Raw genomic sequence first — 22,709 nt, 5'->3', positions numbered from 1 at the left:
ACGCACACGTTTTACAGGCTCACGACCTCACCACGAGTGCAAAAGGCGGGGCGAGTTGCCCCGCCCCGCCCATTACGACTTGTTCGCTGACCCGCTACTCCCCCAGCAGCGCTTTCTCCGGCGTGATGGGCAGCGAGCGAACCTGGTGACCGGTGGCGTGCGCCACGGCCGAGGCAACGGCGGCGAGCGGCGTGTTGATGACGACCTCGCCGATCGACTTGGCGCCAAACGGGCCCGTCGGCTCGTAGCTCGGCTCAAAGGCCACGCGAATGCTGCCGATATCCAGGCGCGTGGGCAGCTTGTAGCTCATAAAGTTGCCGGTGCGCAGGCGGCCGCGATCATCATGCTCGACAATCTCGTAGAGCGCGTGGCCGATACCCTGGGCAATGCCGCCCTCGGCCTGGACGCGTGCGAGCGCCTCGTTGATCACGGTGCCGCAGTCCACAGCCGCCACGTAGTCCACAACAGTCACCTTACCGGTGGCCTTGTCGACCTCGACCTCGGCAATGCCGGCCATAAACGGCGGAGGCGAAACGGGCAGGCAGGCAGAGGCATGCGAGGTGAGCGCGTCGCCGCCCGCGATGTTCTTGACGCACAGGTTGGCAAAGTCGCGCAGCGTGAGGTAGCGGTTCTGCTCGCGCGCGGCGCGCTCGTCGGACAGTCGCACGTACTGGCCATCAAAAACCACGTCGGCGGCGTCCACATCCCACATCTGGGCTGCCTTGGCGCAAATCTTCTCGCGCAGCTCGGTCGCGGCGTTCTTGGCGGCCAGGCCCGTCACGTACGTACCCGAGCTCGCGTACGAGCCGGCGTCGAACGGCGACACATCGGTGTCCACGCCGCGCACCACAATGAGCGAGCTCTCCACGCCCAGCTCCTCGGCGGCAATCTGCGCCAGAATCGTGTCGACGCCCATGCCGTTATCGGTGGCGCCGGTGCCGATGGTAATGAAACCATCCTCTTCCAGGCGCATGTCGATGCCGGCGATATCCACGTTGGAGATGCCCGAGCCCTGCATGGTGAGCGCGCAGCCCAGGGCGCGCACGCGATCGCCCAGGTCCACGGCCAGCGGCTTGTCGCGCCAGCCGATCATGTCCATCGCGCGCAGCAGGCAGCGGTCGAGCGCGCAGGCGTTGAGCTTCTCGTTGTAGTACTGCGGCATGACCTCGCCCTCGCGCACAATGTTCTTAAGGCGCAGGTCGGCGGGGTCCATGTGCAGCATGTCGGCGAGCTCGTTGACGGCGCTCTCCACGGCAAACTGGCCCTGGGTGGCACCGTAGCCACGATACGCGCCGCCGCGGTTGGTATTGGTGTAGACGGCGTCCCAGCTAAAGCGGCTCGCCTTCACATGGTTGTAAATCGGCAGGCTCTTGTGGCCCGAAAGCCCGATCGTCGTGGTGGCGTGCTCGCCGTACGCGCCGGCGTTGGAAAGCGTGTGCAGATCGATGGCCGTGATGGTGCCGTCGTTCATGGCGCCCAGCTTAACGGTCATCTGCATCTGGTGACGCGAGTTGCCCGCGGTGATGGTCTCCTCGCGGGTGTAGCAGCAGTAGCTCGGACGGCCGGTCTGCTGCGTCACAAACGCCACGAAGATCTCGCAGCAGCCCGTCTGCTTGGAGCCAAAGCCGCCGCCGATGCGCGGTTTAATAACTTGCACCTGCGACTGCGGAATGTCGAGCGACTGCGCGACCATGCGGCGCACGTGGAAGGGCACCTGCGTAGAGGTGGTCACCGAGATGCGCCCGAACGCGTCGGTCGTCGCAAAGGCGCGGAAGGTCTCCATGGGCGCGGTCTGCGTGGCCTGGCTGGTGTAAGTGCGCTCAAAGACGATGTCGCTCTGGGCGAATGCCTCGTCCAGGTCGCCAAAGTCGCTGGTACCGCTGCACACCAGGTTGCGGGGCACATCGCCGCCCTGCGGGAACATAAAGGTCACGTCGCCCTCGGGGTGAACCACGATGTCGTTATCGAGCGCCTGGGTAAAGTCGAGTAGGGGCTCGAGCACCTCGTAGTCGACCTTGATGAGCTTGAGCGCCTTGTCGGCGGCCTCCTCGGTCTCGGCGGCGACAATCGCCACCTCCTCGTTTTGGTAACGGACGAGGTTCTCGAGGATCAGGCGGTCGTAGGGACTCGGCTGCGGATAGCTCTGACCGGCAATGGTAAAGCGGCGCTTGGGCACGTCCTCGTAGGTGTAGACGCCCACCACGCCGGGCACCTTCAGGGCACGCGACGTGTCGATGGAGCGGATCTTGGCGCGGGCATACGGGCTGCGCTTGAGCTTAACGATGAGCGCGCCGGCGGGCACCATATCGCCCGTGTAGACGGGACGGCCCTCGAGCAGGGCCTTAGAGTCCTTCTTGGGCTGCTTGTGGGTGATCTGCTTGTAGGTGACGCCGTCGCAGCTGGTGTCGTTGACCGGCAGCTCGGGCATCTCAAAGCCCACCTGTACGCCAGACTCGTTAAGGAAGCGCACGATGGCGCGCAGCTGGCTCTCGTAGCCGCTGCAACGGCAGAGATTGCCGGCAAGCTGGCGCGAGAGCTCCTCGCGCGTGGCAACGAGGCTCGGGTCCTCCTTGGCGGCGCGGGCAAGCGACAGCACGTTCATGATGAGGCCGGGGGCGCAAAAACCGCACTGCTCAGCGCCTTCGGCGGCCATGGCGCGGGCAAGCGCCTCGGACTCGGCCTTGAGACCCTCGAGCGTGGTGATGGAGCGGCCCTCAACGCGCGCGGCGGGAACCGAGCAGCTCAGCACCGGGTCGCCGTCGAGCCACACCGTGCACAGACCGCAGTTGGTGGTCTCGCAGGCGCAGCGCACCGACGCGCAGCCCTGCTCACGCAGCAGCGAAAAGAGCATGGTATCGGGGGCAATCTGAACCTTGACCTTGCGGCCGTTGAGCGTAAAGGAAAGATCGATGAGTTTGGCAGCCATTAGCGCACCTCGCTAGAATCGACGCCGGGCACGCGGCGGCAGGAATACTCGTCCGTGGCAAACTTAGGAATCTGCACGCCCTCGAGCTCGCGGGCAAGCGCAGCCGAAAGCTCGATGCCGGCGGCGCGGCACACGGCCTGGATCGCCAGCGGCGCCGAGATGCGGCGGCGGTAGTCGGCCGAGCCCCACAGGTTGGTGCCGTAGCTCAGCGCGCGTACGGACGCGGCCAGGGCGCGCAGCTCGTCCTCGGAAGGCTGCTCGTTCACCAGGCCGCATGCCTCGCCCTGCAGCAGGGTCGCGCGCAGCGGGCGGGCGCCCACGGTGACATGCCAACTGTTATCCCACCAGGCGGCGGTGACATTGAGCGAGGGAAAGTCGGTCGCGGCCTTGCGCACGGCCTCGTAACTTGCACGGTAATCATGCTTAACGACCACAACATGCTCGATCACGTCGCGCACGTAGCCCATGTTCACAAACTCGGCGAGCGGCACACGTCCGGCACCCGTCAGCTCAACGTACGAATCGAGCGCCAAAAAGGCCGAGAGCACGTCCGAGAAACCAAAGCGGCCGTAGATGCTGCCGCCCACCGTGGCGGTATTGCGCAGCTGCACACCCACGATGTCGTGGACGGCAAACTCAAAGACATTGTTGACGAGCGCGTTGAGCTCGGCATGGCGCTCGAGCTGGCGCAGGGTGCACATGGCACCGATGCGAAACTCGGTCTCGGTCTCCTCGATCTGATCGAGTCCGCAGGCCGAAAGGTCAATCGCCGTCGCCACACGACGCGAACCCAGGCGCATCCAGATACCGCCGCCCACAATCTTGTTGTTGCGGTTCTTCTGCAAGAGCTCATAGGCTTCGGCCGCGTTTCCAACACGGACGTAGGTACCGAACTTGAGCACGTTCTCCCCCATCTCTTTACTTGTCCAGTACCCCTAAGTGTACCAAACGAGGGCGCACGACCCTCGCCACCATAGAAAAAGGCTCCCAACCGGAATGGCTGGGAGCCTCATCACATGCTATGTCGAGCGAAGATTTAGCAGACGCCCTGGGCGAGCATGGCGTCGGCGACCTTCAGGAAGCCGGCGATGTTGGCGCCCATGACGAAGTTGCCCTCCTGGCCGTACTCCTTGGCGGTGTCGTCCACGTTGTGGAACATACCGCGCATGAGCTGCTCGAGCTTGCCGTCGACCTCCTCGAAGGTCCAGGACAGGTGCTCGGCGTTCTGGCTCATCTCCAGGCCGGACACGAGCACGCCGCCGGCGTTGGCAGCCTTACCGGGCATAAAGGCGACGCCGTTCTCCTGGAAGTAGGTCGTGGCCTCGATGGTCGTGGGCATGTTCGCGCCCTCGCCGACCACCTTGCAGCCGTTGGCGACGAGCGCCTGGGCGTCCTCGAGCAGCAGCGTGTTCTCGCGAGCGCAGGGCAGCGCGATGTCGCAGGGCAGCTGCCACACGCCGCGGCCGTCGCCCTCGTGCCACACAGCCTTGGGCTTCTCGTCAACGTACATGGCGAGCGTGACGCCCTTGTCGTGCCCGGAGCGCTTCTTGTTGTAGACATGCTCGAGCACGGTGTAGTCGATGCCGTCGGGGTCCTCGACCCAGCCGTGGGTGTCGGAGCAGGCCAGCACCTTGCCGCCGAGCTGGGAGACCTTCTGGACCGCATAGATAGCGACGTTACCGGAGCCGTGAACGACGACGTTCTTGCCCTCGAAGGAGTCGCCGCGGCTCTTGAGGTACTCGTCCACAAAGTAGACCAAGCCGTAGCCGGTGGCCTCGGTACGGGCGAGCGAGCCGCCAAAGGAGAGGCCCTTGCCGGTAAGGACGCCGGTCCACTCGTTGGTCAGGCGCTTGTACTGACCGAACATGTAGGCAACCTCGCGGCCGCCAACGCCCAGGTCGCCGGCGGGAACGTCGGTGTTGGGGCCGATGTGGCGATAGAGCTCGGTCATGAAGGACTGGCAGAAGTGCATGATCTCGTTGTTGGACTTGCCCTTGGGGTCAAAGTCAGAGCCGCCCTTGCCGCCGCCCATGGGAAGGGTGGTCAGGCTGTTCTTGAGGATCTGCTCCAGGCCCAGGAACTTGAGCATACCCAGGGTGACCGTCGGGTTAAAGCGCAGGCCGCCCTTGTAGGGTCCAATGGCAGAGTTGAACTCGACGCGATAGCCGCGGTTGACCTGGACCTTGCCCTGGTCGTCAACCCAGGGGACACGGAACATGACGATGCGCTCGGGCTCGACGAGGCGCTCAAGCAGGGCGGCCTCCTCGTACTCGGGATGGGCGTCGAGCGCCGGCTGGATGGTGCCGAGGATCTCGGTCGCGGCCTGGATGAACTCAGGCTGCTCGGGATAGCGGGCCTTGAGCTCTTCGAGAACTTTCTGCGTGTAGCTCATGCTTCCTCCAATGATGGGAAACGAAAAATGTCGGTCGCGGCACCCTATGCGCCGCGAACTTTATCGAGTATGGATAATATCGCACTGTTGCGGGAAAGTTTCGCATAAGATCGCGGGCGGATGTTTCATTTTGATTACGATGCAGGTAGATGCGTTTTTGAGCGCCTGACGTGCAAGTTGCGTGTTTCGAAGCTGTTTCTCGCACGTTTCGAAACCACCACAAAGGGGACAGGCACCTTTGTGGTGGTTTTGACGAAATGCGTTGGCGGGAACGTATGTGAATCGAACACATCCAAGACGTTTTGCACGCCTCGCAACGGTTTTGAGGACCGCGGGGCCCACCGGAGCCCATCCGCTCCCAAACGTGGCGGTATTTTACCAAACTAGCAATACGACGACCCCTAGCGCAGCGATCTTAGGCCGCCAGCATCCTTGTCGAGCGTCGTAAAGCGCACCGCATCCAGGTGCTCCAAGATGCTAATGGCTCGTTTGCGCGACACGCCCAGGGCCTCGCGCAACACACTCGTGGTGGCAGCGCCGCCCGCAGCCTCGATGGCCACTGCGACGACCTCACGCGCATGGACCTCGGCGGCAGCAGACAAGGCAACGTCACGTTCGATCTTAACGATTGAGCGATTGAGCGAAAGCTCGCGCAGGGCACGCGTCATGGTGTCGCGATCAAGTTGCAGCCGCTCGCCCACCTCGGAAAGCGTCGGCGCATCGAGACCCGCCTCGTCCAACAGGGTCATGATGCGCCGGCTCGCCTCACGCACCACGCGCATCGCCGCAACAGCAGAGTGCGGGTCGAACACCTCGGACGCCTCCTGGGCGCAGATGCCGCGCGCGCAGCCCTCGAGGACGAGCGCGGACGCTACGTCTTCGCCCGCTGTCGGCCAGGCGGCATGCGCGACCTCGCCCGGTGTGAAACCCGTCTGCTTGGGCGCGGCCCCGTGCATAGCGGCCAGCGCGTCGGAGAGCGCGGCGAGGGCGGCATCGAGCACAGCGGGGACGGCATAAAGCTCCTCGGTCGAGCGCTCGACATGAAGCGCCACGGCGTCGCCCAAGGAAACCGCCCCGTGCAGGAGCGCGGCCGCCTCGGCGCCCGAAAGATCGAGAGCACGGGCTGCAGCCGCGGCGGGCACGGGCAGGCGCTGCAGCCCCAACCATGCGGCAACGGCAGCGGCGCGGTCGCCGGCATCCAGGGCCCCGAGCAGCGCGCGCTCGCCCGCGGAGAGGTCACGCGAGCGGCGGCACCGCGAAAGAAGAACGCGACCGCCGCCAAGTAGCGAAATCGGAGAGTGCGACAGGATGACGGAATGATCGCCGGCGCGCAACGGCAACGGCCGCTCCAAGCGCACCTGCACCACACGCGTCTCGCCGACCGCGAGGGGCGGCTCGTCGTCCAAAAGCATAATGCGACCGAGCACCTCGGCCGTGCCCGCCATCACGTGCACGCGCGTGCCCGAGGCAAGAACGCCGGATCGCGCGCCGTCGTGCCCCACATATGTCAGCCGCATCAAAAAGCGCAGCGTCTGCCCCACGCAACCCTCGACGCCGAGCATCTCGCCGCGCTTGAGGTGCGCCACGCCATCACCCACCAGGTTCAGGGCGACACGCTGACCCGGAACCGCGCGCTGGGTATCCCCGTGAACTTGCATGCCACGCACGCGACAGTGCGTTCGCGACGGCAGTGCGACAAGCTCGTCGCCAACCGATACAGGCCCGTCGTGCAGCGTGCCCGTCACGACGGTTCCGGTGCCGCGGATACTAAAGCAGCGGTCGATAGGGAGACGGGGCGTATCGCCCGAGCCCGCGGTCGCCTCTAGGCGCTCCGACAGGCACGAGCAAACCGCGTCATCGAGCACCGCGAGCAGCTCGCCCAGGCCCTCACCCGTCTTGGAGGACACCGGCACGACCGATACCCCCGCAAACACGGTCCCCTGAAGAAATGCCTCGACGTCGAGCTCGGCGAGCTCCGCCGTCTCGTCGTCGGCCAGGTCGCACATAGTCAGCGCCACCACCATATGCGTCACACCCAACAGCTCCAGCACGCGCACGTGCTCGCGGGTCTGCGGCATCACACCCTCCACGGCCGAAACCACCAGCACGGCCACGTCGATGCCCGTGGCGCCCTGCACCATCGCGCGCAGATAGTGCGCATGCCCGGGCACGTCGACCAAGCCGACAAGCTTGCCGCTCGGCAGCGCCAGCTCGCCAAAGCCGAGCTCCGTGGTCATGCCGCGGCGCCGTTCGACCTCCAGACGGTCGGGGTTTTTGCCGGTCAGCACTTCGATGAGCGCCGACTTGCCGTGATCGACATGGCCCGCCGTTCCAACGACAACGGGACATTCGACAAGCTCGCACGCACTCATCGATGCAAACCCGCCCGCACGGCATCGGCCAACGCAGACGCGCACAGATCAAGATCGGTATCGTGCAAAAGCGTGCGGACGTCAAACAGCACCTGTTCGTGCCGCACGCGCGTGACGACCGGCGTGTCGGGTTCCTGAACCATGGCGCGCTTCAGGCCATCGGCAGATAGGCGCCCATCGACGGGGCAAACGGCAACGCAAAACGTCGGAAGCTCGACGGTCGGCAGCGACCCGCCGCCCGGGGCAGAGGCTCCCTCGACAACCTGCAGCTCCACCGCGTCCTCGCACTGGGCCTCGCGAAGCTTGCGCAGCATGCGGTCATGCAGGCGCTTTGCCTGACGCTCGAGCGGAGCCGGCGCACCGGAAAGCATGTTGAGCACCGGGATCTCCCGATGCGCCGTATCGGAGCCGGCCACATACAGGCGCAGGGTGGCCTCGAGCGCCGCGAGCGTGAGCTTGCCGGGGCGAAGCGCGCGCATAAGCGGATGAGAGGCGCAGGCGGCGATTGCCTGGGCGCTACCGAGGATGATGCCCGCCTGCGAAGCACCGAGCAGTTTGTCGCCCGAGCACGAGACGACGTCAACGCCGGCGCCAAGAGACACGGACGTGGGCCTCTCCCCCGCATCGGCGAGCACCCCGTCTGCAAGCAAAGCGCCCGAGCCTTGGTCCTCGTAAAGCAAAAGGCCGTGTTCATGCGCCAGCGCAGAAAGCTCCGCCGCCGAAACCTCCTCGTGAAAGCCCTCGATACGGTAGTTTGAAGGATGAACTTTCAGGATCATCGCCGTGTTGGGCGTAATGGCGCTTCGGTAATCATCCAGATGCGTGCGGTTGGTAGAGCCCACCTCGACGAGCTTGGCACCCGAGGCTGCCATGATGTCGGGGATGCGGAAGCTTCCGCCCACCTCGACAAGCTCGCCGCGGCTCACGATGACCTCTTTGCCAGCCGCGTGCGCGGTAAGCACCAGCAGCACCGCCGCGGCGTTATTGTTGACAACCAAAGCGTCCTGCGCCCCCGTGAGCATGCGCAGCAGGCGCGCGGCATGTTCCTTGCGGCCCCCGCGAGCACAGGTCGCGACGTCATACTCGAGCGTGCTGTAGCTGCGGGCGACGTCGGTCACCGCCTGCACCGCTGCGGGGGCGAGCGGAGCACGGCCCAGATTGGTGTGAATCACAACGCCCGTCGCGTTGACGGCGGGGCGCAGGGTCGGTAGCGACAGGCGGTGGCACCGCCGCTCGATAGCTAAGGCAAGCTCACGTTTGTTCCTTGCGGGGGAGCCGGAGCGAATCGCCGCGCGCTCGGCATCGAGCTCGGTATCGATCGCCTCGCGCACGATCGTGTCGCCCGCATCGCCGGCAGCCTTCATGACCGGCCACTCGGACAGCAGCTCGTGGACAGCGGGAATGGAGCGCAGGCGGTCGCGCACCTCGGCGGGCATGGATTCGCAGTCGCTCATGGAAAGCCTTTCGACATATTCAATAAAAAGCAGGTCCCCCATGGTCGTCATTTGCCAAACAATGGCGACGCGTACGCAAAAGGGACAGGTCCATTATGGCAGCTCGTGGCAAGACGGCGCAGCGCCTCGTTCAAAACCTGCCAAAATAAACCTGTCCCTCTTTGGTCGGTTATGGCCTGGGGCCTTTAGGCCTCCTTGTTGGCGTAGATAAACCAGTAACCCAGCGCCACGATCAGGGCGCCGCCCACGATATTGCCCAGCGTGGAGACCGAAAGGTTGAGCGCCAGACCCGCCGCGTTAAGAGCGGCGGCGCCGGCAACATCGGCTCCATAGCCGCAGGAGTGCATCAAAATGCCCATGGGCAAAAAGTACATGTTAGCGACGCAGTGCTCAAAACCGCAGACCACAAAGGCGGCAATAGGCAGCAGAATGCCCACGACCTTGTCGACCACGGACTTGCCGGCGGTACCGATCCATACGGCCAGGCACACAAAGATGTTGCACAGGATGCCGCGGAAGAAGATGGTGACGGCATCGATCGTAACCTTACCGGCGGCGACACTCACCATGGTGTTGGCGACGGCCTCGCCGTTGAGCTTGTAAATAGCCGCCATGTAAATCAAAAAGACAACGAACAGGGCGCCGACAAAGTTGCCGACCCACACAACGGCCCAGGCCTTGAGTATCTGGATGAGCGTGATCTTTTTGCTCTTAAGCGCGCACACCATCAGCGAGTTACCGGTAAACAGCTCCGCGCCGCAAATGAGCACGAGCACCAGCCCCAGGCAAAAAGCAAGGCCGCCCACAAAGCGCTGAGCGCCCCAGCCGAGGGTCGCATCGCTCAGAAAGACCGTGAAGAACAGGCCTCCGAAGGCGATGAACGCGCCGGCGAACATGGCGAGCAAAAAGGCCTTCGAGACCGGCAGGTTGGCCTTGGTAACGCCGGCGGCCTCGGTCTTGGCCTCGATTGCGGCGGGCGCCAGGCAATCGGAGGTGGGATAGTCTGCCTTGCTCTGTGCCATAGCAACCACTTCTTTCTTACGACTTGGGACCGGCATTGCCAATGAATGTGTCCCGCGACGGATGGTCAAAAACAAAACAGGTCAGAAGTAAACGTACCTCTGACCTGCAAATTACATGGAGCGGGCGACGGGAAGTCCAAGGATTTGCTTCACAAATCCTTGTTTCGCTGCGGGCCTTCGGCCCTTGCGTGCTGCACTGGAAAATGCTCACGCATTTTCTCAGCTTCGCACCCTGGCGGGTTCGATCCCCGTCACCCGGCACGCCTACGAAAACGGCTTTGGTCCCAAAAGGGGTCAAAGCCGTTAGCCAATCTTATGGAGCGGGCGACGGGAATCGAACCCGCGTCATCAGCTTGGAAGGCTGGGGTTCTACCATTGAACTACGCCCGCAAGATATGGTCGGGACGACAGGATTTGAACCTGCGACATCCTGCTCCCAAAGCAGGCGCGCTACCAAACTGCGCCACGTCCCGAAGGTGTTGAGCAGCTAAGGTCTAAACCTTGCGTGTCCCAAAGCGAAGGAAATTATAGGTGAGACTCCCCGCCTGTGCAAGCATTGATGCCTTAGCTCCTCGAATGAGCAACAAAACGACTATGGAGCAGGCCGATCGCAAAGGCAACCACGGCAACCGGCGCCCACGCGGCACCGATATCCGCCAGAGGCAGTGCATCGAACGGCAGCCACGCGCCCGCAAAGAACGCATCGCGGACCGAGGTGATCACACTCTGCACAGCAACCACGCCGCCGACCCACACCCACACCTGCGGATGAGCGTCGCAAAAGCCGTGCACCAGGCCCATCAGTACCAGTACGATGGCAACGGGATACAAGGCGTTGAGCATGGGCACCGAGAACATAAGGATCACGTCGAGGCCAACGTTGGAAAGCACGCACGAAAACGCCGCGAACACAAAGGCGAGGATCGCGAAGGGGCGGCGCATGGCCTCCTCGGAGGCCTCCGCTCCCCCTTCAACCACGTACGTCTCGCAGAAGTAACGCGAGCAGCAGCTGATGAGGCCGATGCACACATTCATGCAGGCGAGGAAGAAGATCGCAAAGACCACGACCGTGCCGGCAAGGCCAAAGTGCATGGAGGCCGAACGGGCGAGGATGGCGGCTCCGTTGGTGGCGTCGGGCATCACAGTGCTGAGCTGTGCGCCGGCAAGCGCCAGGCCGCAGTAGATGATGGCCATGAGCACACCGGCGATCACGCCGGAGCGCGAGATCTCGAAGGCCACGCGCTTGTCATCGGTAACGCCCAGCTCGTGGATGGTCTCGGCGATAATGATGCCAAAGGCGAGCGACGCGAGCAGGTCCATGGTCTGGTAGCCGGTCAAAAAGCCTTGCACGGCGGCGCCGTCATCATAGGGAGCCTGCGGCGCGGCAGCGGAACCCAGCGGCGAGACCACGGCGGCGCCCACGACCAATACGATAAGGGCGATGAGCGCGGGGCCCGTAATGCGGCCGAGCACGCGCGTGATAACGCCCGGGCGCAGCGTGAGCGCAAACGCGACGACAAAGAAACCAACGGCAAACACCAGGCGCGCCGTGCCGAGCGAGACATCCTCGGGCAGTAGCGGAACCAGCATCTCGAAGGCCGTGGAACTTGTGCGCGGAATGGCCAGGCACGGGCCGATGGCCAGATACACCGCCGCGACAAAGAACTCGCCAAACTTGGGGTGCACGCGGCCGGCAAGCTCGCGCGCCGTTCCGGCAAGCGCCACGGCGATAAAGCCCATGACGGGCAGGCCGATGGCAGCGATCAGAAAGCCGAGCATGGCGACCGGCGTGGCAGAACCTGCCTGCAGCGCCAGCAGCGGCGGAATAATGAGGTTGCCGGCGCCAAAGAGCATCGAGAACAGGGCGATGCCGACCGTGACGACATGGTCGGAGCGCAAGCCGCGCGGGGCGGATGAAGCCATGGGCACACCTTTCGGGTCGAAACTAAAACGAAACGGGCAAAAGACCCGTCCCGCAAGTATATACGCTTTAGCAGGCTAAATCGCGCAAAGCGTCAATCGCGATATCGACTTCTTCGGTCGTGTTGAAATACCCAAACGAGAAGCGGACGACACCCTGGCGCTCGGTACCTAACGCGCGGTGCATGAGCGGAGCGCAATGAGCACCGGGGCGCGTCGCAATCCCCCACCCTTGCATGAGCGCGTCCGAAATCTCAGCCGAATCGATATCACCCACGTTGAGTGAGACGATCGCCGAGCGCGTCGGCTGGTCAAACGCACCGTAGAGCGCAATGCCAGGAATTTCGCGAACGCCAGCGAGGAAGCGCTCGGCCAGCACACGTTCGTGAGTCGCAATCGCCTCCACCCCGCCCTGGACCTCGATAAAGTCGAGACCGGCAGAAAGACCGGCGATACCGTGGCCGTTGAGCGTGCCCGCCTCGAGGCGCGTGGGCCACTCCCGCGGCTGCAGCGCATCGAAGCTGTGCACGCCCGTGCCACCCATAGCCCACGGAGCCACATCGATGCCCTCAGCCACGGCCAGGCCGCCGGTCCCCTGCGGACCCATGAGCCCCTTGTGGCCGGTAAAGCACACAATGTCGAGACCCATGGCCTGCATATCGATATGCACCGTGCCGGCAGACTGTGAGGCGTCGACGATCGCAAGCGCGCCGGCAGCGTGGGCCATGGCCGCCACGTGCGCGATGTCGACCGCGTTGCCGGTCACATTGGAGGCGTGTGTCACCACCACGGCACGCGTACCCAGCGTGACCAGCCGCTCGAGCTCGTCGTAGTCGAGCACGCCGTTCACGTCGCAGCCCGCATGCTCAACGGTCACGCCCCGCTCTGCCGCCAGACGGTTGAGCGGACGCAGCACGGAGTTGTGCTCGAGCACCGTCGTGACCACACGGTCGCCGGGGCGCACCACGCCATTGATAACGGTGTTGAGCGCCGCGGTGGAGTTGGGCGTAAAGCACACATGGTCAGCACGCGGACAGCCCAGCAAGCGCGCAAGCTTGGCGCGGCAGCCGTGGATGGTACGCGCCGCATCGAGGGCACCCGACGTGGCGCCGCGCCCGGCATTGCCGAGCGAGCACATCGCCTGCGTCACGGCATCGATAACCGCTTGCGGCTTGTGCATGGTCGTCGCCGCGTTATCCAGATAGATCATCGCACGACCTCCCACATATCAATCACGGTATAGCCCTCGGTGGGAATGCCCGCAGCGGCAAGCTCGGCGCGCAGCAGCTCCTCATCGGCAGGCGACGCCTTCCACGCCAGACCGCAGCCGGCAGCGACCTCCCCGGGTACGGGAATCGTTCGCCCGGGAAGGCCGCGCTCGATGCACAGGGTCTCGCAGCCCATGGCGGCCGCCGTGGTGGGAAACGTGATGACAAGCGCCGGGCGCTTCTGCCTCATGGCAACTCCAACCAATACGCTACGGGCGCACAACGCGCACGGCCTGCTCCATCTTCTCCACGATCACGTACATGTTCGTGACCTCGCCCACCGCAAGCTGGTCTTTAATGCCATAGTGGTCGAGGCAGGTACCACAGGTGAGAATCTCGACACCCTGCTCGGCCAGACCCTTCAGGTCGTCGAGCACCGGTGAGCCCTCGACGGTGAGCTTGGCGCCGCCGTTGTAGAAGAGCATCGTGGCGGGCAGCTCCTCCTGCTGCGTCACGGCGAAAACAAAGGCCTTCATGAGCTTGTGGCCCAGCTCATCGTCGCCGCGGCCCATGCAATCGGTGTAGACGGCCACGACCAGCTTGCCCTTACCGGCGCTGGCGCCACAGAAAGCGGCACCGTCCTGCTCGGGCACGTCCACGGCAACGGTGCCGGCGGTCGCCACGGTCACGTGCCACTCGGCATCTGCAACCTTCTCGACCGAGGCCGTACAGCTCTTTTCCTGCGCCATCTTGGAGATGTTCTTGACGGCGGTCTCGTTGTCGACCGAGGTCACCACAACGCCCTCGCCATCGAGCTGCTTGAGAGCCTTGAGCGTCTTGACGACGGGCAACGGGCAGGCGTCGCCCATGGCATTGACTTCAATCTTGGTAGACATAGCAAATTCCTTTCGAATGCGACCGCCCAAAACGACGGGCGGTCGCATAAACGGTTTTCTTTAGCGCACAACGCGAACGGCAGGACCGCCCGACACTGCCTCGTGCACGCGACCGACAACGGCGGCGATGCGACCCTCGGCATGCAGACGGCGCGCAAGCTCATCCACATCGGCAGCAGGCGCCGCGATGAGCAGGCCGCCCGAGGTCTGCGGATCGTACAGCGCATCCAGCATGCCCGGCTCCAGGTTATCGTCTGCCGCCACGCGCGGACCAAAGAAGTCCTGGTTGCGGTAGGCGCCGGCGGGGATAATGCCCAGACGCGCCATGTCGAGCACCTGGTCAAAGAGCGGCACCGCTCCCGACACAAGCTCAATCTGCACGCCCGAGCCCTCGGCCATCTCGCACGCATGCCCAATCAGGCCAAAGCCCGTGACATCGGTGCAACCGTGAAGCTCGAGCCCCTCGGCCAGGCGAATCGGAGCCTCATTGAGGGTACACATCGAGTTCCACATCGGGCTGGCCTCATCCTGCTCGATGAGCTCGCCCTTAATGGCCGTGGTGATGATGCCCGATCCGATCGCCTTGGTCAGCAACAGGACATCGTCCACGCGCGCGCCGCTGTTGGCGAGCATGCGGTCGAGCGCGACAAAGCCGCTCACGGACAGGCCGTACTTGGGCTCGTCGTCGTTGATGGTGTGACCGCCCGCGATGGAGCAACCGGCCTCGACACACTTGTCGGCTCCGCCCGCTAAAATCTCGCCGGCAACCTCAACGCCCAGGCAGCTGGGTATGCAGAGCAGGTTCATGGCGTGGCTCGGCCGCCCGCCCATGGCGTAGATATCCGACAGCGAGTTGACCGCGGCGATCTGGCCAAACAGAAACGGGTCGTCGACCATCGGCGGGAAGAAGTCGATGGACTGCACAAGGCCCAAGTTATCACCTACGCGAAAGACGCTCGCATCGTCGGAGGTATCGAACCCCACGAGCAGGTTGTCGTTATGCACATTGGGTAAGTCGCCCAGGACCTGGGCGAGGGCTCCAGGAGCCAACTTAGCGGCTCAACCAGAGGCGGCGGTCATCTGCGTGAGCTTGATGAAATCGTCAGCCATCGATTCCTCCTCTCATAGGTCAATCAGTTCCTCCCAGTATACGCATGGTGGCGCCGAGTGCGGGCGACGCATCGCAGCCCCCTCTACGCGAGCGCCTGGGCACGAATGGCCGCACCGACCGACGACCAGCCCGACGGCATGACACAGGTCCACGCAATGGCGCCATCCGTTTTTCACCACCGCGGCCTTCGCGGCCGTCGAACCGATGTCGATACCAATGCCAACCTCGGCGTCCCCCCTCGCATGCGACAAAGGGACTGTCCCTTTGTCACATTATCGACAAACCAAATGGATCCTGCTGGCATCAAAATGCATGCGCAGCGTCTCGCCTGCTTGCGGTAGCTCGTCGACAGGCATGCCCACTTTGTTGACCTTCCACTGCAGACGCGTGGGCGCATCGGCCCGCGGCGCATCCAACAGCACCAGGCGCTCAAAACGCGAATCGCTCACGCGCGCCACGTGCAAATCGTAGCTGTTGCGACCACGCTCAGCACGATTGTCAACATGGAAGTAGATTGCGCGAATGCCCAGGTACACCACATTATCGGGAACCTCGCGGCCCACGTTAAAGGTCATGCCCCAGTCGAGGGCTTCAACTTCTTCGTCGCCGATCTTGCGCGCCCGGCTTGTATTCTTGCAGCCCGTCAGGCGCAGCGCCGCCAGCGTCTGCGGGCGGCGGACCACGTCCTCAATGGAGCCGATCTCCTCAACATGCCCGTCGTGCATCACGCAGATACGCTGGCACAGGCGGCACGCTTCGTCGATGTCGTGGCTCACGTAGAGCACGGTGCGGTTGCACACATCGAACAGGTCGAGCATGTTCTGCTCGAGTGCGCTCTTAAGATAGGAATCGAGCGCGCTCATGGGCTCGTCGAACATAAAAATGCCCGGATGCGCCGCCACCATACGGGCAAGCGCCACGCGCTGCTGCTGGCCGCCCGAGAGACGCGCGGGATAGCGGTCGGCAAAGTCGGCCAGTCCAAAGATACTCAGGTAGCGCTCGGCAAGTTGCTTGCGCGCCGCGGCGTCGCCTGCACCCTCAACGCCAGCGCACACGTTATCGGCCACCGTCATGTTGGGAAACAGCTGATAGTTTTGGAACAGCAGGGCACACTTGCGCTCCTGGGGCGACAGGTTGATGCCCGCCGCCGAGTCAAAAAAGGTCACGCCGTTGACAACGATCTTGCCCTCGTCGGGGGTCTCCACACCGGCAATGCAGCGCAGCGTGCAGCTCTTGCCGCAACCCGAGGCGCCCAGCAGCGCCACGCGCTCCTCGCCGGCCTCAAGTTGCATGTCGAGCACAAACCCGGGATAGCGCTTTTTGATATCCAGAACGAGCGACATGGCCTATCGACCTCCCTGCAAAGCGGCATCATCGCGCATAAGCTCGGCCAACGCCTCGCGATCGATACGCAGCGCATCGCCGCCGACTGGGTCGAGCGAATCGACCTGGCCGCCCAGCGGCTTGGCCTGCTTGCGCTCCGCGCGGGACAGGCCGTGCTCGCGGTACTTTTGCGAATGCGCCGTGTACATGTTGATGAATAGGATGACCAGGAAGCTGAACGCAATTACGACCACGACCCAAAAGAGGGCCACCGACGTGTTGCCGCCCATCCATTCAAAGTAGATGGCAATAGGGATGGTCTGGGTAATGCCGGCGTAGTTGCCCGCAAAGAACAGCGTGCAACCAAACTCTCCCATGGCGCGGGCAAAGGCGAGGACCGTACCGGCGGCAATAGAAGGCCACCCAAGGGGCATCATAAGCTTGATGAAGATGCGACGCTCGGACCAGCCCAGCGTGCGCGCCGCATCGAGCATCTGCGTGTCGAGGCTCTCGAAGGCTCCGAGTGCCGTACGATAGACGAGCGGGAACGACACCACCACGGCAGAGATCACCGCCGCCGGCCACGTAAAGACGATCGAGATGCCGTGCGCAATGAGCCACTGGCCCACCCCGGTCGAGCGGCCAAACAGCATGAGAAGCAGAAAGCCGCAGACCGTGGGCGGCAGCACCATAGGAATCGTAAAGACCGAATCGAGCAGGCCTTTGATGCGACTCGAGGTACCCATAGTCTTCCACGCGGCAAACAGGCCCAGCGCAAAAGAGATCAGCAGGGCAAGGCCGCTCGTTTTTATGGACACCCAAAACGGGCGATAGTCGATGTCGCCCAAAAAGGAAGCCAGAGAGGTCAAGGGTCTCTGCTCATCCCGCAACACGACAGACGATGCTTCTACCATTTGAGCGCTATCAAGCCAACGCGCTCCGCCCTTGGCATCACCCGAGGCCGATGCAATCACAACATAGCGGTCCCCATCCGCACCACGCTCGTCAAAGCCATAGGTATACCCGCCGGCATCAAACGTTGTTTCCGCCGTGACATACCAAGGAAGATCCACGTCCCCTAGCTGCGCACCTCCCATGCAGTTTGCGCTGTCGAGCTCACAGACGAGGGCCTTGAGACCCGATACGCACTCGTTGTCCTGCGGATCCAATCCATACTTCTCGACCGCCTTGGGGGATATCCACACCACAACGCGATCGGCAGCGGGCGCCACTACAAGGTCCACGTCCTCGTCAACGGGAAACCGGTAGCCCTCAGGCTGGCCCTCCATGGCACGAGCGGTCCCCTTGGCCAACCGCTCAAAACCCTCGATCCCATAGGAAAGCCCATGAGCGGTCGCGGCAACCTGGGCTCCGTCCTCAGTGTCCCCAGCAAACGCAAATCCCGGCACCCAACAAAGCGCGAAGGTCAAAGCACAGGCGACAAGCATGCGGAATCTATTAAGCACGAAAAGCTCCAAGAGAATACAAGGACGGAGTGAAACGCAAAACGATGGAATTATCGCGCCAAGCCGCACTACGCGGAAAGTTCAAAGCCGTACTTAGCCCAAATCTTCTGAGCTTTCTTGTTGGTCAGACAGAAGTCGATGAACGCCTTGGCCTCGTCGTCATGCTCGGAGCTCTCGGCAACGGCACCCGGGTACACGATGGGCTTGTGCGAATCCTCGGGGCACACGAAGGCCTCCTCGATGCCGTCATAGCGGAAGATATCAGAGCTGTAGACAAAACCTGCCACGCAGTCGCCCGTAGAGACGTAGGCCGCAGCGGTACCAACTTTGTCGGCCAGCGCTACCTTGTCGGCGATCTCGGGAGCATACTCGCCGTCGTCGCCCTCGGTACCGGTGTAGAGGCCCACAGAAGCCAGTGCCTGGTTGGCGTACTTGCCAGCGGGGACGGTCTTGGCGTCGCCAATGGCAATCATGCCTTCCAGGTTCGCAACGTCGGCAATGGCCTCGACCTTGGTGTCGGAGCCCTCGGCGCGAATGATCACGAGGTCGTTGACGAACATGTCCTCACGCGTGTCGGCGTCGACGAGCTCGGCGGTCTCAGCGTCATCCATGGTGCCCTTGGAGGCCGTGATGAGCACGTCGACCGTGGCGCCGGCACGCATCTGCTCAACGAGGTCGCCGGAGGCCTTAAACTGCGTGTCGGCAAAGGTGGTGCCGGTCTGGTCGGTGTAAAGCTCTTGGACCTCGGGCAGAGCCTTCTCAAGCGAGTTGGCGGCAAAGACTTGCAGCTCGACAGCTTTCTTGGAAGATGCCTTGGCAGAACCGGCATCGGATCCGGCCGGCTCGGACGTCTTGCTGCCCGAGCAGCCGGCAAGACCAAGGCCGGCAGCGGCGACAGCAGAAAGCGAGACGAATCCGCGGCGAGAAACCATATCGAACATATTCAACCCTTTCGGACCTTGTGCCCGGGTAACCCACCGCGGGCTATAATCTGCAATCAGATTATACTTTCGCGCGAATAATGATAGTGAGAAATTATTCTCGTCAGAGAATATAGTTTCGAGTTAGCGTGCACCTCGGCGTCGCTTCGGTGGAAAACAAAGGCGGAGCAGCCGTTCAGGTCGCCCCGCCGCAGGTAAACCGCTTAGTTGGTATGTCCGCCGCCCGCTGTCATCTGAGCCGCATGCTCCAGCTGGTCTGCTATGGCCTCCCAGCTTTCGCGGGCGGCCTTCGTAGAACCGGGAAAGTTTACGACAAGTGTATGACCTCGTTGCATGCAAATAGCGCGCGAGAGCATGGCGCGGCGCGTCTTGGTCATGGAGTACGCGCGAATCGCCTCTGCAATACCCGGCACATCGCGGTCGCAGACGGCACGCGTCGCCTCGGGCGTCACATCGCGCATCGAAAGCCCCGTGCCGCCGCAGGTGAGCACGACATTGGCGTGGCACTCATCGGCGGCTTCCACAATGGCATCACCAATCTCGCTGACGTCATCGCGCACGACCACATGTGAGGCGACCGTCCAGCCCTGTGCCTCGATAAGTTCCTCGAGTGCGGCTCCAGCCTCGTCCTGGGCAAGATCACGCGTATCCGAGCACGTCACAATCGATATCTTCAACTCCACAGCATTCCTCCTACAACACGGTGCCCTCGGGCAGGTCGACGCGAACAACGTCCACGACATCTCCCGCCTTGAGCTCGCACGGTCCTTCGTCAATACGCAGCAGGCAGTTGGCCCGCTGCATCGTGCCGAGCAGCGCCGAATTCTGCGTCTTGGCCTCGGTCACCATCAGCTCACCGGTCTTGGGGTCGCGCAAAACCGTGGCGCGATCGAAGAAGCAGCGATGCTGGCGCTTTTTCACGCTATGCGTAAGCGTCGCCTGCTGCACGGGACGCTCATCCTCGGCAAAGCCGCGCATCTTGCGGATCGCGGGGCGGGCGAGCATCTCAAAGCCCACATACGCCGCGGCCGGATTGCCTGAAAGCCCCAGGTAGGGCTTACCTCCGAGCAAGCCAAACGTGATGGCCTTGCCCGGACGCATCGAGATGCGATCGAACAGCACCTCGCCCTCGCGCTTAACCAGCGCCGTCACGAAATCGTAATCGCCCGCCGAGGCGCCACCGCTCGTAATGACAAAATCGCACTCCTGCACGGCACGATGCACCAGCTCGGCAATCGCCTGCTCATCATCGGGAGCGATGCCGTAGAACACGGGCTCGGCGCCGGCATCGAGCGCTTCGGCCATTAACGCCGAGGAGTTGGAATCGCGAATCTGCCCGCGCGCCGGCAGCTCACTCGGCGCGACCAGCTCCGTGCCCAGCGAGATAATGCCCACGCGCGGAGCGGCATGGACCTTCACGCTCGCGTAACCGGCGCTTGCCAGCAGGCCGGCGCCCGCCGGAGCCACGACCTCGCCGGCGTGCATCACAACATCGCCGGCATGGGCCTCCTCGGCGGCAGAGCGAACGTTCTCCCCTACCTTGGCCGGCGCCGAGAACCTCACGTGTGAGCCCTCGTTGCCGTCGCCGTCAAGCACCTCGACGATCTCGTATTTCACCACGGCATCCGCACTCTCGGGCACCGGCGCGCCCGTCATGATGCGGACGGTCTCGCCCGGGGCGATAACGCCATCGAACACATGACCTGCGGCCTCGTGTCCGATAACGTCGAGCGTCACCGGCGCCTCGCCAGACGCCTGCGCCAAGTCCGCCGAGCGCACGGCATATCCGTCCATAGCGCTGTTGGCAAACGGCGAAATGTCGATATCGGCCACAGCATCCTCGGCCAAGGGGAAACCAGCCGCCTGCCACACAGGAATCTCGACGAGATCGGTCGGAGCAACGTGCGACAGAACAATCGACTGCGCGTCCTCCAGCGGGATAAGCGTCTCTGCCATATACACCTCTTACATGCCACGGCGCGCAACGACGGCGCCGATTCTTTATATTTGATTCAGTATAATCCCCCTCCGCCCGCTCAAGGCATTGCCCGCGACCGCGAATACACCTGTCGACCACGCGCCCTTGGCAACAAATCCGAAACCTGCCAATCGCCTTAAGCCCAGGCCGCCGTCTTATAATGCATGCATCGCAACCAAAAAGAGGACGTTATGGCTTTTATCGATAAACGTGAAAACGCGCACGACCCATCTGATGATACCCGCCAGGACAAGGACGGCAGCAGCTTCTCTCCCGCCGATCTGATCATCAGCGGTCGCAACCAGCTCACCCGCTCCGAGCAGCTCTTGGCTGCCGATACGCGCCGCAATGCCCGCAACATGCTCGCGAGCACCAAGCTGCTCGCGCTCGTAGTTGTCGTCTCGCTCGCCATGGGCGTTGCCGCCTGGGCGTTTTTAGCCTCGCTGGATATCGCAACCGATTATCGCGAGCACCATGTGTGGGTTTACGCCCTGCTCCCCGTCGTGGGCGTGGTCACCGCGTGGGTCTACAAGAACCACGGCCTTGCCGCCAAACGCGGCAACAACTTGGTCATCGACTCCGCCCTGGGCACACGCCTCATCCATATGCGCATGGCCGTCCTAACCTTCGTCTGCTCCACGCTCACACACCTAACGGGCGGATCGGCCGGTCGCGAGGGGGCTGCGGTGCAGATTGGCGGCACCATCGCCAGCAATGTTTCGAACCTCGCCCATCTCAAAAAGCACGATCATCACGACCTGATGCTCGCCGGCATCTCGTCCGCCTTTGGCGCCGTGTTCGGATCGCCTCTCGCCGGGGCTTTCTTTGGCATGGAGATGTGCTTTATCGGCAAGATCGACTACACCGCAGGCATCTACTGCCTCGTCGCCTCGTTTACCGGCTACTTTACGTCACTCGCCCTGGGCACGCAGTACGAGGCCAACGTCATCGCCAGCGTTCCCGATATGACGCCTAGGACAGTTGCCGTGGTCGTTATCGGTGCTGTCGCCTTTGGCCTCACAGCGCGTCTCTTTGCCTGGTCGGTCCGTACGGTCAAGAGCCTGTACGCGCGTTTTATCACCAACTACCTTGTCCGTGCGCTCATCGGTGCGCTCGTGGTTCTCGCGGCCTATGCGATGCTTGACGCCTGGGAGTATGCCGGCCTTTCCACGTGGCTTTCGAGCGCCGGGTTTGCCGGCGACACCACCCTCGCCGACGCCGCAATCAAGCTCGTCGTAACGGCGCTCACCCTGGGCGCCGGTTTCCAAGGCGGCGAGGTCACGCCCCTGTTTGGTATCGGTGCGGCGCTCGGCGGATGGATCGGTTGCCTCGCTGGACTCGACCCGAGCTTCATGGCGGCCCTTGGCATGCTCGGCGTCTTCTGCGCCGGCCTCAACGTGCCCATCACCACCTGCATGATGGCCATCGACCTGTTCCATGGAACGGCCGCGGGCTTCTTTGTCATCGTTTCGTTTATTAGCTACCTTGCCGGCGGCCACCGTGGCGTGTATCCCGCACAGCGCATTGTGTCCCCTAAGCGCCGCTCGCTTATTGTGGACGAGGGCGGCACGGTGGCAGAGGCTATCGAGCGCCACAACGACCTGATAGAGTAGACGTAAACATTCGCCGTGCAGCCACAATCGGGAGCAATTCGACCCGAGCGCGACCGCACCGTCACGTCATACGCCGGGAGTCGCCCC

The 22,709-nt window shown here is 63.3% G+C and carries 17 protein-coding genes and 3 tRNA genes; 1 reads left to right on the top strand and 19 read right to left on the bottom strand.

Annotated elements, in window-relative coordinates:
* Positions 1 to 94: 94 nt before the first annotated feature.
* The 19 genes from DW823_RS03750 to glp all read right to left on the bottom strand — a co-directional run bounded on the left by DW823_RS03750 (position 95) and on the right by glp (position 20,987).
* Positions 95 to 2,926: a molybdopterin cofactor-binding domain-containing protein gene (locus DW823_RS03750; protein WP_118080436.1), complete on the bottom strand. Its 2,832-nt coding sequence runs from the start codon at positions 2,924 to 2,926 to the stop codon at positions 95 to 97.
* Positions 2,926 to 3,828, bottom strand: coding sequence for a xanthine dehydrogenase family protein subunit M (locus DW823_RS03745; protein WP_199574337.1), 903 nt, complete (start codon positions 3,826 to 3,828; stop codon positions 2,926 to 2,928). The genes DW823_RS03750 and DW823_RS03745 overlap by 1 nt, the downstream gene beginning before the upstream one ends.
* A 134-nt stretch (positions 3,829 to 3,962) precedes the next feature.
* Positions 3,963 to 5,318, bottom strand: coding sequence for an NADP-specific glutamate dehydrogenase (gene gdhA, locus DW823_RS03740; RefSeq protein WP_118080434.1), 1,356 nt, complete (start codon positions 5,316 to 5,318; stop codon positions 3,963 to 3,965).
* A 263-nt stretch (positions 5,319 to 5,581) separates the two neighbouring features.
* A tRNA-Sec gene (locus DW823_RS09775) sits at positions 5,582 to 5,678 on the bottom strand.
* Positions 5,679 to 5,719: 41 nt separating this feature from the next.
* On the bottom strand, positions 5,720 to 7,690 hold the full coding sequence (gene selB, locus DW823_RS03735; RefSeq protein ID WP_118080431.1) for a selenocysteine-specific translation elongation factor: 1,971 nt from the start codon (positions 7,688 to 7,690) through the stop codon (positions 5,720 to 5,722).
* The gene (gene selA / locus DW823_RS03730; protein WP_158567257.1) at positions 7,687 to 9,144 is read right to left on the bottom strand and encodes an L-seryl-tRNA(Sec) selenium transferase; all 1,458 of its coding nucleotides are present in this window, start codon (positions 9,142 to 9,144) and stop codon (positions 7,687 to 7,689) included. The genes selB and selA overlap by 4 nt, the downstream gene beginning before the upstream one ends.
* A 185-nt stretch (positions 9,145 to 9,329) precedes the next feature.
* Entirely contained in the window at positions 9,330 to 10,166 is an 837-nt protein-coding gene (locus tag DW823_RS03725; RefSeq protein ID WP_118080427.1) for a formate/nitrite transporter family protein, read from the bottom strand.
* A 316-nt stretch (positions 10,167 to 10,482) separates the two neighbouring features.
* Positions 10,483 to 10,556 (bottom strand) — tRNA-Gly (locus DW823_RS03720).
* 6 nt (positions 10,557 to 10,562) lie between these two features.
* Positions 10,563 to 10,639, bottom strand: a tRNA-Pro gene (locus DW823_RS03715).
* A gap of 91 nt (positions 10,640 to 10,730) precedes the next feature.
* Positions 10,731 to 12,089, bottom strand: coding sequence for a branched-chain amino acid transport system II carrier protein (gene brnQ, locus DW823_RS03710; protein ID WP_118080425.1), 1,359 nt, complete (start codon positions 12,087 to 12,089; stop codon positions 10,731 to 10,733).
* Positions 12,090 to 12,156: 67 nt separating this feature from the next.
* Positions 12,157 to 13,296, bottom strand: a complete 1,140-nt coding sequence (locus DW823_RS03705; protein ID WP_118080423.1) for an aminotransferase class V-fold PLP-dependent enzyme — start codon at positions 13,294 to 13,296, stop codon at positions 12,157 to 12,159.
* Positions 13,293 to 13,544 (bottom strand): DUF3343 domain-containing protein, encoded by a 252-nt coding sequence (locus DW823_RS03700; RefSeq protein ID WP_118080421.1) that lies wholly within the window; start codon positions 13,542 to 13,544, stop codon positions 13,293 to 13,295. Before DW823_RS03700 ends, DW823_RS03705 begins: the two co-directional genes overlap by 4 nt.
* 19 nt (positions 13,545 to 13,563) lie before the next feature.
* Complete coding sequence (gene yedF, locus DW823_RS03695) at positions 13,564 to 14,190, bottom strand: sulfurtransferase-like selenium metabolism protein YedF (RefSeq protein WP_118080419.1); 627 nt, start codon at positions 14,188 to 14,190, stop codon at positions 13,564 to 13,566.
* A 60-nt stretch (positions 14,191 to 14,250) separates the two neighbouring features.
* Positions 14,251 to 15,300 carry a selenide, water dikinase SelD gene (gene selD / locus DW823_RS03690; protein ID WP_369831693.1) on the bottom strand — a complete coding sequence of 350 codons (1,050 nt, stop codon included), beginning with the start codon at positions 15,298 to 15,300 and terminating at the stop codon, positions 14,251 to 14,253.
* Positions 15,301 to 15,573: 273 nt separating this feature from the next.
* Positions 15,574 to 16,644 (bottom strand): sulfate/molybdate ABC transporter ATP-binding protein, encoded by a 1,071-nt coding sequence (locus DW823_RS03685; protein ID WP_118080414.1) that lies wholly within the window; start codon positions 16,642 to 16,644, stop codon positions 15,574 to 15,576.
* A 3-nt stretch (positions 16,645 to 16,647) separates the two neighbouring features.
* Complete coding sequence (gene modB, locus DW823_RS03680) at positions 16,648 to 18,090, bottom strand: molybdate ABC transporter permease subunit (protein WP_233542979.1); 1,443 nt, start codon at positions 18,088 to 18,090, stop codon at positions 16,648 to 16,650.
* Between the two features lie 68 nt (positions 18,091 to 18,158).
* Positions 18,159 to 19,031, bottom strand: coding sequence for a molybdate ABC transporter substrate-binding protein (gene modA, locus DW823_RS03675; RefSeq protein WP_118080410.1), 873 nt, complete (start codon positions 19,029 to 19,031; stop codon positions 18,159 to 18,161).
* A gap of 203 nt (positions 19,032 to 19,234) precedes the next feature.
* Entirely contained in the window at positions 19,235 to 19,714 is a 480-nt protein-coding gene (locus DW823_RS03670; protein WP_118080408.1) for a molybdenum cofactor biosynthesis protein B, read from the bottom strand.
* A gap of 10 nt (positions 19,715 to 19,724) precedes the next feature.
* Positions 19,725 to 20,987 carry a gephyrin-like molybdotransferase Glp gene (gene glp, locus DW823_RS03665; protein WP_118080406.1) on the bottom strand — a complete coding sequence of 421 codons (1,263 nt, stop codon included), beginning with the start codon at positions 20,985 to 20,987 and terminating at the stop codon, positions 19,725 to 19,727.
* Positions 20,988 to 21,200: 213 nt separating this feature from the next.
* Here glp and DW823_RS03660 point away from each other — a divergent pair, with 213 nt between their 5' ends.
* Entirely contained in the window at positions 21,201 to 22,622 is a 1,422-nt protein-coding gene (locus tag DW823_RS03660; protein WP_118080404.1) for a chloride channel protein, read from the top strand.
* Positions 22,623 to 22,709 lie beyond the last annotated feature (87 nt).

Origin of the sequence: Collinsella sp. AM34-10, from assembly GCF_003469185.1 — a bacterium.
GTDB lineage: Bacteria > Actinomycetota > Coriobacteriia > Coriobacteriales > Coriobacteriaceae > Collinsella.
Note: the sequence above shows the minus strand (reverse complement) of the source record. Positions and strands in the feature narration are given on the sequence as shown.